Origin of the sequence: Vibrio sp. 1727 (assembly GCF_033344415.1) — a bacterium.
Taxonomy (GTDB): Bacteria; Pseudomonadota; Gammaproteobacteria; order Enterobacterales; family Vibrionaceae; genus Vibrio; species Vibrio alginolyticus.
Genome location: NZ_JAWPOT010000007.1, coordinates 87,131 through 102,883 on the forward strand (window position 1 = coordinate 87,131; position 15,753 = coordinate 102,883).

The 15,753-nt window shown below is 43.6% G+C and carries 13 protein-coding genes; 7 read left to right on the top strand and 6 right to left on the bottom strand.

Features of this window, described 5'->3' with window-relative positions; all coding sequences use genetic code 11:
* The first annotated feature begins 1 nt into the window (after position 1).
* The 6 genes from fdh3B to R8O10_RS09190 all read left to right on the top strand — a co-directional run bounded on the left by fdh3B (position 2) and on the right by R8O10_RS09190 (position 9,351).
* Positions 2 to 610, top strand: coding sequence for a formate dehydrogenase FDH3 subunit beta (fdh3B, locus tag R8O10_RS09165; RefSeq protein ID WP_005377536.1), 609 nt, complete (start codon positions 2 to 4; stop codon positions 608 to 610).
* 14 nt (positions 611 to 624) lie between these two features.
* Positions 625 to 1,677 carry a formate dehydrogenase subunit gamma gene (locus R8O10_RS09170; RefSeq protein WP_182016360.1) on the top strand — a complete coding sequence of 351 codons (1,053 nt, stop codon included), beginning with the start codon at positions 625 to 627 and terminating at the stop codon, positions 1,675 to 1,677.
* On the top strand, positions 1,661 to 2,077 hold the full coding sequence (locus tag R8O10_RS09175) for a membrane protein (RefSeq protein ID WP_005377532.1): 417 nt from the start codon (positions 1,661 to 1,663) through the stop codon (positions 2,075 to 2,077). The genes R8O10_RS09170 and R8O10_RS09175 overlap by 17 nt, the downstream gene beginning before the upstream one ends.
* Positions 2,078 to 2,500: 423 nt before the next feature.
* Positions 2,501 to 6,871 carry an RHS repeat-associated core domain-containing protein gene (locus R8O10_RS09180; protein ID WP_318191321.1) on the top strand — a complete coding sequence of 1,457 codons (4,371 nt, stop codon included), beginning with the start codon at positions 2,501 to 2,503 and terminating at the stop codon, positions 6,869 to 6,871.
* Positions 6,872 to 6,888: 17 nt separating this feature from the next.
* Entirely contained in the window at positions 6,889 to 7,788 is a 900-nt protein-coding gene (locus R8O10_RS09185) for an immunity 49 family protein (RefSeq protein WP_047102285.1), read from the top strand.
* A gap of 342 nt (positions 7,789 to 8,130) precedes the next feature.
* Positions 8,131 to 9,351, top strand: coding sequence for an ammonium transporter (locus R8O10_RS09190; RefSeq protein ID WP_031781341.1), 1,221 nt, complete (start codon positions 8,131 to 8,133; stop codon positions 9,349 to 9,351).
* 32 nt (positions 9,352 to 9,383) lie between these two features.
* On the opposite strand, the gene R8O10_RS09195 is transcribed toward R8O10_RS09190, so the two are convergent.
* Positions 9,384 to 9,557, bottom strand: coding sequence for a hypothetical protein (locus R8O10_RS09195; RefSeq protein ID WP_005377524.1), 174 nt, complete (start codon positions 9,555 to 9,557; stop codon positions 9,384 to 9,386).
* Positions 9,558 to 9,675: 118 nt separating this feature from the next.
* Here R8O10_RS09195 and cobB point away from each other — a divergent pair, with 118 nt between their 5' ends.
* Entirely contained in the window at positions 9,676 to 10,407 is a 732-nt protein-coding gene (gene cobB, locus R8O10_RS09200; RefSeq protein ID WP_005377522.1) for a Sir2 family NAD+-dependent deacetylase, read from the top strand.
* Positions 10,408 to 10,495: 88 nt separating this feature from the next.
* Here the strand turns inward: cobB and R8O10_RS09205 are convergent, their stop codons facing one another.
* The 5 genes from R8O10_RS09205 to potA form a co-directional block, all read right to left on the bottom strand.
* Positions 10,496 to 11,533, bottom strand: coding sequence for an extracellular solute-binding protein (locus tag R8O10_RS09205; protein ID WP_005377521.1), 1,038 nt, complete (start codon positions 11,531 to 11,533; stop codon positions 10,496 to 10,498).
* Between the two features lie 249 nt (positions 11,534 to 11,782).
* On the bottom strand, positions 11,783 to 12,814 hold the full coding sequence (locus R8O10_RS09210; protein WP_017634902.1) for an extracellular solute-binding protein: 1,032 nt from the start codon (positions 12,812 to 12,814) through the stop codon (positions 11,783 to 11,785).
* Positions 12,815 to 12,916: 102 nt separating this feature from the next.
* A complete protein-coding gene (gene potC, locus R8O10_RS09215) occupies positions 12,917 to 13,687 on the bottom strand; it encodes a spermidine/putrescine ABC transporter permease PotC (RefSeq protein ID WP_005389180.1) in 771 nt (256 codons plus the stop codon).
* A complete protein-coding gene (gene potB, locus R8O10_RS09220) occupies positions 13,687 to 14,547 on the bottom strand; it encodes a spermidine/putrescine ABC transporter permease PotB (protein ID WP_318191322.1) in 861 nt (286 codons plus the stop codon). The genes potC and potB overlap by 1 nt, the downstream gene beginning before the upstream one ends.
* Complete coding sequence (gene potA, locus R8O10_RS09225; RefSeq protein WP_017634901.1) at positions 14,528 to 15,643, bottom strand: spermidine/putrescine ABC transporter ATP-binding protein PotA; 1,116 nt, start codon at positions 15,641 to 15,643, stop codon at positions 14,528 to 14,530. Before potA ends, potB begins: the two co-directional genes overlap by 20 nt.
* Positions 15,644 to 15,753: the final 110 nt, after the last annotated feature.

The window sequence follows — 15,753 nt, forward strand, 5'->3', positions numbered from 1 at the left end:
AATGGCACGAATGAAATTTCTATGTGACACCAAACGCTGTATCGAGTGTAACGGCTGTGTTACTGCATGTAAGAACGAAAACGACGATGCGCTTGAATGGGGCATTCAACGTCGCCGCGTGGTAACACTAAACGACGGTGAAGCTGGTGAAAACTCTATCTCTGTTGCTTGTATGCACTGTACCGATGCGCCTTGTATGGCAGTTTGTCCAGCTGATTGTTTCGAACATACCGAAGACGGCATCGTTCTTCACAATAAAGATCTGTGTATCGGTTGTGGTTACTGTTTGTTTGCTTGTCCGTTTGGCGCACCTCAATTTCCTAAACAAGAAGCGTTTGGTGAACGTGGCAAAATGGATAAATGTACTTTCTGCGCGGGCGGCCCAGAAACAGAGCCTGGCTCTGAGGAAGAACGTCAAAAATACGGTGCGAACCGTATCGCAGAAGGCAAGTTACCGATGTGTGCATCGCTTTGTTCAACTAAAGCGCTGCTTGCGGGTGACGCAGAGAAAGTCTCTGACATTTTCCGTCAACGTGTGGTAGAACGCGGCGCGAAAAACGCAGGTTGGACAGACGGAAACGATCTTTCTTACGATGCGACGAAAAGCTAAGTAAGGAGAGGCACATGTTAAACACGCTTAAACGTGCATCTTTAGCAATGCTGTCAATGATGACAGCATTGCTGCTGACTTTCGCAATGCCTGCTTCAGCAGAGGAACAATCTTCTAAAGTTATTCAACAGGAGATCACGCAACTCGCCGGGGCAGACTATTGGCGCGAAGTCAGAGAGGGGCAAGAAGGCTACACCACGTCTCAATCGCCAGAACATGGCGTATTGATCAGTAAACCTGGTGAGACTTGGTACATTCTAAAAGAGAAATGGATGTCTCCAGCGGGTGCTGTCGCGATTTTCGGCAGTATTGCAATGGTAATCATGGCTTACGTATTCGTTGGTCCTTTGATGCTTAGCAAGCCGCGTACTGGTAAAAAAATGAAGCGTTGGTCTCGTTTAGACCGCGCGCTTCACTGGAGTATGGCGTTTACATTCTTAACGCTGGCATTCAGTGGTTTGATGCTGGTTTACGGTAAGCACTTCTTAAAACCGTACGTTCCTACTGAGTTCTGGGGCTTTATCGTCATGTTGGCGAAGCATTACCACAATTACATGGGACCATTGTTCTTCATTTTACTGATGCTCGTGCTCTTTAAATGGTGGCGCAAGTCGATTCCAAACATGACAGATGTTCGTTGGTTTATGAAAATGGGCGGCATGGTTGGTAAACACAAAGGCACACATCCGTCAGCTGGTTTCTCAAACGGTGGTGAGAAGGCAATCTATTGGTTGTTAATCTTCTTTGGTGCTATCGCGGCAGTGAGTGGCTTAGTTCTGGACTTTCCTATCTTTGGCCAAACTCGCCGTGACATGGAGCTTTCTAACTTAGTTCATGCGATTTCGGCGCTGATTCTAATCTGTGGTTTTATCTTCCACATCTATATTGGTCTATTCGGTATGGAAGGTGCGCTAGAAGGCATGGTGACAGGTGAAGTTGATGAAACATGGGCGAAAGAGCATCACGATCTTTGGTATGAGGAAGTGAAGTCCAAAGAAGCGATGGGTGAAACAGATACGGCACAAACGGAAGTAAAAGGAGCGAAAGCGAATGAACAAACCTCATAACGGGATTTGGGTTGCGTACATCCTGAGCTGTCTGACCCCGTTTACGTTTCTGATCTCAGGCGTTATCGCAATTATCTATGCGGGTTACCGATTAGATAAGGGAGAAGACAGCGACGTAGTGATTTCTCATTACTACGGTTTAATTCGCACCTTCTTTCTCTACCTGACGTTTTTTGTTGTGTTGATCGTCACCGTCGCGACTTCTAACGGTGTACTCGTTGGCGTGAGTGATTATTGGTTGCATAGTACTTTGCTTGAAACCATCGCTTACTTTATTCCTTGGGTAGGGATGGTGTTTGCTGCATTAGCCATCTTGGTGTGGTTTATGCGAATGTTTCAAGGGATGCAGCAACTGCTCAATAACCAACCACACAGACCATCGACAGGTCCAAACCTTTAATCAGTATTCTTTAAGCAAAACCGCCGTAATAGGCGGTTTTTTTGTTGCTGTTTTGTCTCAAATATGAAGCACTTAGTCGCAGTGGTGATACTTGATGCAACTTATTGAGTGAATTTACGTAACTGGGCAGAAAATCATAGTTAAGTAAGAAACATGTAAAAAAATCGCGTCACGATGAGACATTAGTCTCACTCACGCTATTGTTCATTTACTCAGGATTCATCGTCCCGTTAAAGTACGCTGCGCTCAGAAATTCAAAGAGTTGCATACGTGAAAATTGCCATCAATACATTCAGTCTACGCATACAGAGGAATCTCTATCGGAGGATGTTTGATTAAGGCATCTTGCTCTCACAAATAAAAAGAGCGAAACGAGCATTAAATGATGCGGCAAGGTAAGAAAAGGACAAACACGTTACGGCTATGATCCCTCAATTCGTCATTCCTATCACGAATCGCTTTGGCGAAAGTTATCACTTCTCTGGTCAGTTACTTACTAGCGGCGAACCTAAAACATTCGTGACCAAACAAGAGGCAATAGAGTTTCTTGAGAGCTTTGGTGAGCTTGACCTTCGCTCTGTCGAGGACTTGTTCTATGCGATTGGTCAATTCAAGCCAAACATACCTGACGGTGAGCTTACTTCCCAACACTATAATTCAACGTTTGCCAATGCTTTGGTGAACGGTGATTTGCATGTCGCTCGAATTGTACCTACCGGCGAAAACTACGCACTCTCGTCAGCGGTTACGCCTCCACCGACTCAAAATACCGTCAATGCAAAACCATCGAAGGGAAAGGGGAAGTCGAATAAAAAGAGTGGCAGAAGTGCCGCATCCGCCAAGCCTCAGCAACAAAGCAGCGAAAAACATGAGAAAGCCGGTGATCCTGTATCACTTGTGACGGGTGAAGAAATTCTCGAACTCTATGATATCGAGCTACAACAAGGTACTACTTGGCAGCGTACTTACCGCTCTTCGCAGTCGGATGTAAATCATGGAATGGGCTTTGGTTGGCGACATGCATTTCAGTTTGAATTACGCGAGAAGACGGACGAGAAAGACAACGTTATCGCTTGGGAGTTTGTTGACGATAAGGCAGATATCACAGAATTTGAGCCAGTAGATATTGGAGCAACAAGTTACCAGATATACGCTGGTGCGAGCTGTTATTTCCTGAGCTCAACAACTCGGATTGTAACGCTCGCTAGTGGGCATCAATATCGGTTTGAGCAAAAAGATGATCGTTGGCTAGCTAAACAAGTTAGAAATGGCACGTTTTCAACGTTTCAATTGCAGTATTCTCGAAACCATCGATTGATCGAGATCGCATATAACAAGCGTCCGGTTCTTGAATGTCAATATGATAAGCAAGGACGCCTTGTAGAACTGCTTAATGCAAAGTCCCAAAAAGTTCTGGCAACTTATACCTATGATGAGCACGATGATTTGGTCAGTGCAACTAATCATTTGGGCCTAAAGGAACAGTATCAATACCTCGGCCATTTAATTATTAAGCGTGTACGACCAACTGGCTTTACTCATTATTTTGAATGGGATGGCGAAGGTGCAAAAGCGAAGTGCATCAGAAACGTTGGGGACGCAGGAATTTATGACTATCGCTTCCATTATCAGGGAAATCATTCTTCTTATTCTGACTCGTTAGATCATCAATGGTCTTTCTTGCATGACGAGCAGGGTAACTTACTCGAGAAAATAAGCCCCACAGGTAGAACTTGGCGATGGCAATATGATGAATTGGGACGAAAAGCACAAGCTATCTATCCTGATCAGTCAACGGTCAATTATCAATATAATCAGCATGGTCAATTAGTTTCTAAGTTTCATTCCTCTGGCAAAGAAATTCAATATGGCTATGACGGCTTAGGTAAGTTAGTTAAAACGGTTTCACCTGACGGGGATATCGAGAAGGCTTACTACAATAGTCTCGGTCAAAGAGTTTGGGATACCGATCAGTTCGGCTGTGTCACGGAGTATGATTACGATAAACACGGTCAAGTCGTCAAAAAAGAGTCTGAAGATGGTAAGAAAAGTCAGTGGTGGTGGGATGAACAACAAAGACTTATCGCGAATGAAATAGACGGTACATTACTTCGTTACAGCTACAACGAAGAAGATCTAGTGAATGGCGTCGCTTATCCCGATGGGTGTATTGCTCAACTCGCTTATGATCAATTCGGCAGGCGTACATCAGTTCGTTATTTTAACGACGAAGACAAAGTCGGTTATAGCGAAGAATATTCTTACGATGAGCACAGTCGTGTTGCTCAGATTCGGACGCCAGCAGGCATTACCTCGTATCAATGGGGAGCACTCGCGCAACAAGAAGCAGTCATCTTTCCCGATGGCAGCCATATTTCTTACGAATACGATCAACAACGTAACCTGACTAAATTAGTTCGGAGTGACGGCTTAGAGTTCGAATTCCTGTATGACGATGAAGGCCAGCTATCAGGAACTATTGGGTTTGATAATCTACAAAGCCAATTTGATTATGATCATATGGGGCGGCTCCATCGTAAGCAAGTCGCCGATAGAACGGTGCTGTATCGCTATGACGCTGCGGGTTATCTCATGCACGTCAAAGCAGGAAATGGTAGCAGTATTGTAGAGAACCACTTCAATTATACGCTTGGTGGGCGACTTACTTTAGCATCCAATCGCCATCAAACATTGCAATACCAATACTCTTCATTTGGGCATTTAACAAAGCGCATTCAAGGCCAGTTTGAGATAGCGCAGGAGTTTAACAGAGTTGGCCAACGCGTATCTCAGGTACTGCCAGATAATACGGAACTGAACTTCTCTTACGATCGATATGGGCGTTTTTCAGCGATTCGGTTTGGAAACCTAGATTTACCTCAAATCAAATTTCATTACGATGAAATGGGACGAGTTTCCCAAATTGAAACGGCATATTTTAATGAGCGCATCATTTATGATGGTGTTGGTCGTTTGGTTGAACAGCATTGGCCAGATAGAGAGAAAAAGTACGTTTACAACGCACAAAACCGTATTTCATCAATCATTGATAATACGGCAGGAGCAACGCACTATCAGTACGATACCTTAGGGCAACTTAAACGAGTCAATGCTTCCGGAGATGTGACTAAATTTGAATACGATAGTTTTGGCAATCCTACTTTGCCAACTTCAGAGGTATTCGCTGATCGTATTGAAGTACACGATGATGTACGGTTCAAATATGACGCGCAAGGAAACCAGACAAAACGTGAGGGGCAAGGACACCTTCAGACTCGCGTATTTGATGCGTTAAATCAGCTCATTGAAGTTCACACCGACGATGGTATCAGTCAATATGAATATGATGCATTAGGGCGCAGAACGAAAAAAATTACACAAAAAGGCGTTAAGGAGTTCCTGTGGGAAGGTGAACGTTTAATTGGTGAACGCTCTTCAGGTGCTTTCCGTTGGTACCTATATCAACCCGAAACTTACACGCCAGTGGCACTGCTAGAAAATGACGTTATTTATTGGTACCAGTGCGATCAAGTTGGTAAACCAGAGCGACTAATCGATTGCGAAGGGAATGTTGTATGGAGTGCCAGCTACGATGCTAACGGCTTTGCTCATGTACATATTGAAAATGTAGCAAATCCACTGCGTTTTCAAGGACAGTACTTCGATCAAGAAACCAACTTACATTACAACCTCGCTCGGTATTACGATCCTAAGCTAGGACGCTTTATCCAACAAGATCCGATATCTATTGCTGGTGGTATTAATCATTACCAATATGCAGTCAACCCAATTCAATGGATTGACCCAACAGGTTTCCTATGTGAAGAAGGGCTAAAACGCTTGGGTCAAATGTTGGCAGAGTATCAGGCGCAAAGCGATGTCCCCCAAGAGGTTTGCGATCAGATTTTAGAGGCAGCAAAAGAGTCATCCGTCGGAGAAGATGGCGTTCGCTCGCAAGTCAAAATCCGAAAACCCAAAGGTAAAAATCATATTCGATATGAATACGATTTAGACCATATTGATTGCGAAAGAAACGAGATTACTTTTTATCGTCATATCAATCATTCAGATGGCAGCCGACACGAAGTGCAGTATGTTGTTGGGATTGAGGAGTTTGTCAATGCGCATGTTTTTGACTCAGAGAAAGTTGGCGGGGAAGAAGGTTGCACGATCTTTACTGAAGATCTTGTGCTAAATAAAGCAGAGTATAAAGAAAACTCTGAACTCAATACGAGTGATTATGAGCTAACAGAAAGAAACAAAGCAAAAATTGATGAATGCTTGAAAGAGCGTCAAGAGGCAATGGACGCTCGATCTGGCGAAGAGGGATATAACGCTCAAATTGGTAATATTAACCAACAGTCTGCAAAAATAGGTGAGTTGGCCGCGGATGACTTTGTCCGGAGTAAACGTCCTAATGCTAAGCTGCTTCATCCCAAAGATATTGGAGCCTCAATTTCGAAGCCGGGCGACTTTGATATGGTTTACGAGGTGGAAGAGCCACCACCAGGTGAAATTATCATTGTTGAGGCCAAAGGGGGGAGCAGTCCTTTGGGTAGTAGAAAAATTGGAAACGAAGCGTATCAGCAAGGGACTAGTAAATATGCTGAAGAAATCACTAAGCTAATGTCTGAAAACGAAGATGAAACGACAGAAAAAATAGCTGCGAAAAAAATCAGAGATGCATCTTCATTCGGTATTCCGATACGGTATATTCACACCAAGGCGAGTATTCCGGAAACAGGTGATGCATCAGATATAAAAGTAGGAATAGCTGAGTTTAAAATTGATTAAGAAGGGTTAGTTCAACAATGCAAGGTAAAAAGCCAATCAAAATTATAGAGCGTACAGCAAGGCCCAAGTTAGATGATAATAGCATTGCTTCTGAGAAAGATTATATCAATCGAATCTTAGATAAAAGAAAAGAAGGGCTCAAAATTAGGCGAGAGAACTTGATTAGCTTTGGAGATTATGCATTCGAGCAAGTGCGCTGGTTTACGTGGTATCAAGCTTCATCTGAAGACGAAAAAATTTGTACATTACGCCTTTACGAAACTTCGTTGATGAATGCTTGTTATCATAGCCTTGCAATACATCCCAGTGATGAATTAACCATAAAGATCCTCGGCTATCCTGAAGTAACATGGAAAGGCGAAGGTATTTTAAAAACAGGCTTCATTTGTCCTTCAATGTGGTTAGATGCCTATTTTACCTCTGTCATCGTCCGTGACAAAGCTAGCATGGATGTGTTGGCAAACTTTCCTATTTCTTTGATGAGACAGAGCTCTACCAAAGCGGGTGAGCTGTCTTATATGCTAGTAGACGTCATTCAGTCGTTCCACAATCGCACATCAGATTATCCTGATAAGCTGGTTTCAGCAATGGACGCGGCGGTAGCTCAAGGAGATAACTGGGCGTTGGAAATTGCGATGGGGATCCTAGAAACCTTCGCAGCGCTCACTACTAATATTGGTTATGATTTTGAGGAAGCGCTCGTTAAAAACCTACAGTTCCAAGAGAAATATCATCTTAGAGAATTAGGACCAGATAGGATAGGCATCAGAACTTTTATCAACTTCCCTCTGCTTGGCATGGCTTGCATGTGGTACGACAAAGGCAACCGTCTATCTGTTGAAACTGGTTGGCTTCCTCCCTATCTTGTCGAAGGACGTTGGTTAGAAGATGTAAAAGCAGGGAAGATCACTCGATAAACCCCTTTAGTTAGCAATTCCGTATATGAGCCACCTCTCATGGGGTGGCTTTTACGTTTATGGTAGAGAGTTTGCTGTTTGTTGAACCATATAGTGCGCATTGTGTTGGTGCACTAAAACCATATTGGTGCATTTATTAGCATGTTAAACACCATTTCAAGAATACGTAATTTTATTAAAGTTCATACAAAACAATAAATTAAAGCGTAAGTGTTAGAAATGTAAATTATGGAATGAGAATTGCTCTGTTAGACGCTCTATAAATTAAGTTCACCAAATTGGTGATGAGCCTAACTTTGATGCACAGGATAAGTGCGCTACAGATCAACGGAGACAATCATAATGAGTGTAACTGCCAATCAGGTACACGGCGCTGTACAAACTCTCACGCAAAGTTCCGACACACTTTTCTTACTACTTGGCGCAATCATGGTTTTTTTGATGCATGCTGGTTTTGCTTTTCTTGAAGTAGGAACCGTGCGCCAAAAGAACCAAGTTAATGCTTTAGTTAAAATCTTGGCCGATTTCGGTATATCCGCCATCGCGTATTTTTTCATTGGATACTGGGTCGCTTATGGCGGCACCTTCTTCGCTGATGCTGAGACATTATCTCAAGGCAATGGTTACGAGTTAGTGAAGTTCTTTTTCTTGCTGACCTTCGCTGCAGCGATTCCCGCTATTGTTTCAGGTGGTATCGCAGAGCGAGCTCGTTTTTATCCGATTCTAATCGCAACATTTTTCACTGTCGGTATTGTATACCCACTATTTGAAGGAATGATCTGGAACGGAAACTTTGGCGTTCAATCTTGGTTTGAAAATACCTTTGGTTATGGCTTCCACGATTTTGCAGGTTCAGTCGTTGTACATGGTGTTGGCGGCTGGATAGCGCTGGTTGCCGTTGTGTTTTTGGGCATGAGAAAAGGCAGAGTTCGAGCAGGAAAGCATACCAACTTTGCACCTTCGAATATTCCGTTTTTGGCTTTGGGAGCTTGGATCTTATGTGTGGGGTGGTTTGGCTTCAACGTCATGTCAGCTCAAACTGTGTCAGGCATAAGTGGCTTGGTGGCTATGAACTCATTGATGGCAATGGTCGGAGGCATTGTCGCGTCACTGTTGGCTGGTAAAAATGACCCTGGCTTTATTCATAACGGGCCACTAGCTGGCTTGGTTGCTGTATGTGCGGGCTCAGACTTAATGCATCCTATCGGTGCTTTAGTGACAGGTGCGATTGCTGGCGTGCTATTTGTTTATCTTTTTACCCACCTACAAAACAAAACCAGGATTGATGATGTGCTAGGTGTCTGGCCTTTACACGGTGTATGTGGCGCTTGGGGTGGTATTGCTGCGGGGATCTTTGGCCAAATCTCGTTGGGTGGGCTAGGGGGCGTGAGCATTATCGTTCAGCTTCTAGGAACGCTTTTGGGCATTTCCATCGCTGTGCTTGGGGCACTTGCAGTCTACGGCGCGATTAATACCAGTATGGGACTAAGGCTTTCAGAAGAAGACGAATTCAATGGCGCTGACCTAGCCATTCATAAAATATCTTCGACCAACGAGGATTGAGGCCAATATGGGAGCGGCATAAAGCCGCTCTTTTAGCAATTGTCTTTCTTGGCTTGGCCCGGAGGACAGAAATTACCATTACCTCGATGGTCATCATCATTGGTGCTGACTCTTACCTTTACATCATCGACTTCGCCTTCAACATTGGTAAGTTGACAGCCTGCCAAAGTCAGAAGCAATGTAAACGTTAGAGATACTTGTCTCATTGCTGTTCCTCTTAAATTGTAATTCTAATAGTGACCATTACGACTATGGTCTAATCCATATTACTACTGTTGCTATTCTTTCAGTGTTAAGCTAATGAAAAAACAGCAAGGATGAGTTATGAATTTCCCTTATAGAAATATTGTAGTACTTACTGGTGCAGGTATCTCGGCCGAATCTGGTATTCAAACATTTCGTGCGCAAGATGGCCTATGGGAGAATCACCGTATCGAAGATGTAGCAACGCCTGAAGGGTTTGCTCGCGATCCGGACCTTGTTCAAGACTTTTACAACCAACGCCGCAAGAAACTTCAAGATAATGCGATAAAGCCTAATGCAGCGCATGAAGCATTAGGTCGGCTAGAGGCTGAGTTAGAAGGTAAAGTGACGGTCATCACTCAAAATATAGACAACCTTCACGAAAGAGGTGGCAGTCAGAATGTGATTCACATGCATGGTGAGTTGCTCAAGGCGCGCTGTAGTGAATCTAACCAAGTAGTAGAGCACAATGAGGACATTAAGACAGGCGAACTTTGTCACTGTTGTCAGATCCCTTCACAAATGCGACCACATATTGTTTGGTTTGGTGAAATGCCACTGCGAATGGGTGATATCTACGCGTCATTAGAAGAAGCAGATTTGTTTATTTCTATTGGGACTTCTGGCGTTGTGTATCCCGCAGCAGGTTTTGTTCATGATGCAAAAATGCACGGCGCACATACCATTGAAATTAACCTAGAACCTAGTGCGGTAGAAAGTGAATTTGAGGAAAAACGCTACGGAAAAGCAAGCGTTGAGGTTCCAAAATTAGTTGACGAGATACTGGCTCTAGAAGGAAAAGAAAGAGCGTAATAACTTCAACAGGAAGATTTTTTGTCTTGTCATTAAGAACAAAAAAGCGGCTCATCAGCCGCTTTTTCATATCTTTAAAACTAACGAATTAGTTGTTCACTTTTAGCTTTTGGAAGTACTCATCGTACATTACGCTCGCTTCGCCAACTTCATCTTGCCAAGTACCGCTGTCCATCACTTCTTGTGGTGGGAAGATGCTTGGATCATTAGCAAATTCTTTCGGTAGCAGATCGTGTGCCGTTTTAACTGGCGTAGGATAACCAATCTCAAGTGCAATCTTAGCTGCGTTCTCAGGGCGCAGTAAGAAGTCAATCATCTTATGAGCCGCATCAACGTTCTTCGCACCAGCTGGAATTGCTAGGCTGTCCATCCAGAAGATAGTGCCTTTTTCTGGCCAGATGATGTCGATGTTCGCGCCTTCTTGACGAGCCATGTATGCAGAACCGTTCCAAAGCATGCCTAGTGAAACTTCACCCGCAAGGTAAGGGTTTGCAGGAAAATCTGAGTTAAATACTAATACGTTTGGCATTAGCTTTTTCAGTTCTTCGTAAGCGGCTTTGATTTCTTCTGGGTTAGTCGTGTTTGGTGAGTAACCAAGCTTAGTCAATGCAATGTGGAATACTTCGCGAGAATCATCCATCAGCATTAGTTGACCTTCCCACTTGCTATCCCAGAAATCATCCCATTTAGAAACCGATGACTTGTCTAGCATGTCAGCATTGATACCAATACCGGTCGCACCCCAAATGTATGGGATAGAGTAGTTGTTGTTCGGATCGAACGGTTTGTTTAGGAAGTTAGTATCAAGATCGGCAAAATGAGATAATTTCTCTTTGTCGATCTGTTGTAGCATGCCTTCTTTACGCATTTTAGAGACGAAATAGGTAGACGGTACTACCAAGTCGTAACCAGAACCTTGAGTTTTTAGTTTTGCGTACATACTCTCGTTAGATTCGTATGTAGAGTAAATAACTTTGATTCCGGTTTCTTTTGTAAAGTCTTCAAGAACTTCGTTTGGAATGTATTCCGACCAGTTGTAGAAATACAGTTCTTGATCAGCAGCCATTGCAGGGGTAGCGATGAGCGTCGCTGCACATAGAGCGCTTGCGTAGAATTTACTTTTCATTTGTTTTCCGTTTTGTTTCGCGATTGGACAAGTCAATACTAGCTGGAGTTATCGAGTTGAGCCAAATCGCAGTAAGCACAAATATGTTCATTTAGCTTGAATATCGTTGTCTCCTTGTTATGAGACGATAAATCTATGATACCAAGACAAATAAACCTAGCAACGCGCGATTATATCAGCCTAAGACAAAAATAGGCAGCGTATTGCTGCCTATTTTCCTATGGTTGATGACTTGTTACACAAGCTAGATTATTGTCCCGCTTTCAGCTTGAGGAAATAATCTTCGTACTTAACGGTTAGATCACCAACCGCATCTTGCCATTCAACACGGTCAAGGTCTTCTTGAGAAGGGAACAGTGGGGCAACGTCTTTAAACTTAGCATTCGATTCTTCCACCGCCGTTAGGTAGCCAGTATCACGAGAGATTTGCTCTGCGATTTCTGGGCGCAGTAGGAAGTCAATCATCTTGTGAGCGGCTTCTACGTTCTTCGCACCGGAAGAGATAGCGAAGTTATCAACCCAGCCGATACCGCCTTCTTTAGGAAAAACGAGTTTAAGGTTCAGGCCTTCACTTTGTGCCGCTGCGGCGCTACCGTTCCAAAGCATACCAACGCCCACTTCACCAGACATGTAAGGTGCGCCAGGGTTGTCAGAGTTGAAAACTAAAACGTTAGGCATCAACTTTTGTAGCTCAGCGTACGCTTCATCGATTTGCTTAGGGTCTTTTGAGTTACCTGAGTAGCCAAGTTTACGCAGAGCGATATGGAACACTTCACGAGTGTCGTCCATCAACATTACTTGACCTTCAAGCTCAGGCTTCCATAGGTCAGCCCAGCTTTGGAAGTCGTTTGGATCGTACATATCTGCGTTAACCGCTAGGCCTGTAATCGCAACAACGTGTGGGATAGAGTAGTCGTTACTTGGATCGTAAGGCTTGTCTAGGTAGTTTTTATCTAGGTTGCCGAAGTTTTTCAGCTTAGTCTTATCGATCTTTTGTAGCATGCCTTCGTCACGCATCTTCGCCACGAAGTACGTTGAAGGTACTACTAGGTCATAACCTTGGTTATGAGTTTTTAGCTTTGCATACAAAGTTTCGTTCGACTCGTAAGTCGAGTAGATCACTTTGATGCCAGTTTCTTTAGTAAATTGCTCTAGGATATTACTGTTGATGTAAGGACCCCAGTTCATAAATACTAGTTCTTTATCATCCGCTGTCGCTGTACCAGAGAACAGAGAAAGCGCACATGCACTACCAGCTAATAGAGTAGCCCATTTTTTCATTGACGTTAGCTCCAAACCAAACGTTGTCCAATTTTGGACGATAGATAGAAAAACAGAATGGCATGTAACCATTCTGTTTCGTGATGTTAACAGGTGCGGATTCTACTTCACTTTTTCTCTTGCTAGCAACTGAGAAATTACTACCAAGACCAAAGAAACAATCAACATCACCGTTGCTAGGGCGTTAACTTCCGGTGAAATGCCCACCTTAACCATTGAGTAAATCTTCAATGGCAAGATTTCGTATGTTGGACCCGTTACAAACGAGCTGATGATCACATCGTCCAAAGACAAGGTAAAGCTCAATAGCCAACCTGCGGCAACCGCTGGTTTAGCGAGAGGAAGGATGATCTGTTTCAAGATAACCCACTCGCTTGCACCAAGGTCTTTTGCTGCTTCCAACATTTTCACATCAAAGCCATTTAAGCGGCTGTATACAGTTACCACAACGAATGGTAGACAAAAGGTGATGTGAGCAATCAATAGTGTAAAGAAGCCAAGCTGTGCGCCTAATACTAGGAACAGAGCAAGTAATGAAATCGCCATTACAATATCGGGAGACATCATCACGACAAACAGCATGCCGTTTACCGCACCTTTACCTTTGAACGAGTAACGGAATAGGGCAACGGCCGTTAAGCTACCAATGATGGTTGCTGCTGTCGCTGAGAATACCGCTACGTTCAATGAATGCCATGCAGCTTGCATTAGGCTGTCGTTATTTACTAAGGTTTCGTACCATTTCGTGGTGAAACCACCCCATTTCATACCAAATTTGTTGGCATTAAATGAGTTAACAATTAAGACGATGATTGGCAGATACAAAAATGCATACACCAGCGCCATAAAGCTAAATCTAACTGTGCGTCCCATTAGTCTAGCTCCACTTTCTTATTCAATAGTTTGCCTGCTCTGTAGTAAGCGTAAAGCATCACAGCCATTGCGAAGGTGAGGGCGATACTGGTCGCAGCACCAAATGGCCAGTCACGAGCGTTCAATACTTGGCTCTTAATAACGTTACCAATCAGTAGGTTCTTCGCACCACCAAGAAGGTCAGAGATGTAGAACATACCTAGTGCTGGTAGCAGAACCAACAAACAACCACCGATAATGCCAGGCATTGTAAGAGGTAGAATCACTTTCGTAATGGTTTGGAACTTGTTCGCACCAAGATCTTTCGCCGCCTCGATATAAGTGTTGTCCAACTTCTCGATTGCCGAGTAAAGCGGCAGAATCATAAATGGAAGCAGGATGTACACAAGACCAATCATTACTGCTGTTTCGGTGTACATAATACGTAATGGCTTATCGATGATTTCCATCGCCATTAATGATTTGTTCAAAATACCTTGTGTACCCAGAACAATCTTCAGGCCGTAAGTACGGATAAGAGAGTTTGTCCAAAAAGGTACGATAACTAAGAACAACATGAATGGGCGCCATTTCTCTGGCATTTTCGCTATGATGTAAGCAAATGGGTAACCAATTACTAAACACAACAACGTCGCCACAATCGCCATGTAGAACGAGTGCATCAGCACTTTCGCATACAAGGTGTCGAGTAGACGTAAGTAGTTGTCGAAAGTAAATGTCATTTCGATTAAGTTTGCTTCATCACGCGTTAAGAAACTCGTACCGATAATCATCACATTTGGTACCAACACGAAAAGTGTTAGCCAACCGACGATTAAGGTAATGATCGCGTTTTGAAGATTAATCTTCTTGCTTATCATTGAGGACTACCTCCCAGCTCTCAACCCAAGTGATAGCGACTTTCTGGCCAAGTGAGTGGTCCACATCAGGATCATCTTCGTTAAAGAATTCGCTAACCATTACACGCATGCCCGAATCCAATTGGATAACTGAATCAAGCGTCATACCTTTATAGGTACGCTCTGTTACGTGACCTACGATGCCTTTTTCTTCAGACTCTTTGATCTCTTCGATACGTAAGTCTTCTGGGCGAAGTAGTACTTGCAGTTTTTCACCTGCTTGCGCTTCCTGATCGTAGTAAACAACAGACTCGACACCTTCGATTTCTGCACGGATACGTTTCTCGTCGATACGCTCTAGCATGGTTGCGTTGAATACGTTGATCTCACCGATAAAGCGAGCAACAAATAGGTTCTTCGGCTCTTCGTAAATCTCACGTGGAGAACCATCCTGCTCGATAACACCATCGCGCATTACAATAATGCGGTCAGACATCGATAGGGCTTCTTCCTGATCGTGCGTAACGAAGATAAAGGTAATACCAAGTTGACGCTGAAGCTGTTTAAGCTCGATTTGCATTTGCTTACGCAGTTTGTAATCAAGTGCCGATAGAGATTCATCTAGCAGCAGTACTTTTGGTTTGTTAACAACCGCACGCGCAATGGCGATACGTTGTTGCTGACCACCAGAAAGCTGATGAGGCTTACGCTGTGCCATTTTTTCTAGGCGCACCATGCGTAGCGCTTCCATTACTCGTGGTTCAATGTCCGCAGTAGGCGTTTTCTGCATACGAAGGCCAAAAGCGACATTCTCATATACGGTCATGTGTGGAAACAATGCGTAACTTTGAAATACCGTGTTGACGTGCCTTTGCTCTGCAGGAACCTGTGTTACATCCTGGTCATCCAAAATAATTTGACCGTTATCTGCCGTTTCAAAACCTGCAATCATGCGTAAAACTGTTGTCTTACCACAACCAGAAGGCCCGAGAATCGTCAGAAATTCACCATGATTAACATCCAGATTTAAATTACCGATGATTTCCTTACCATCGAAACTTTTACTAATACCAGATAAACGAATAACTGGCTTTCCTGCTTGCGGTTTTGCGTTCAACGTCTGTATTTCCCCCACGTTCAAGCCGGGATTATCCCAGCTGATGTGACACTAACCATTCACTTTTGAGGCGCGCATCATAATCACCAAAAGTGTGAAATTAAAGCATT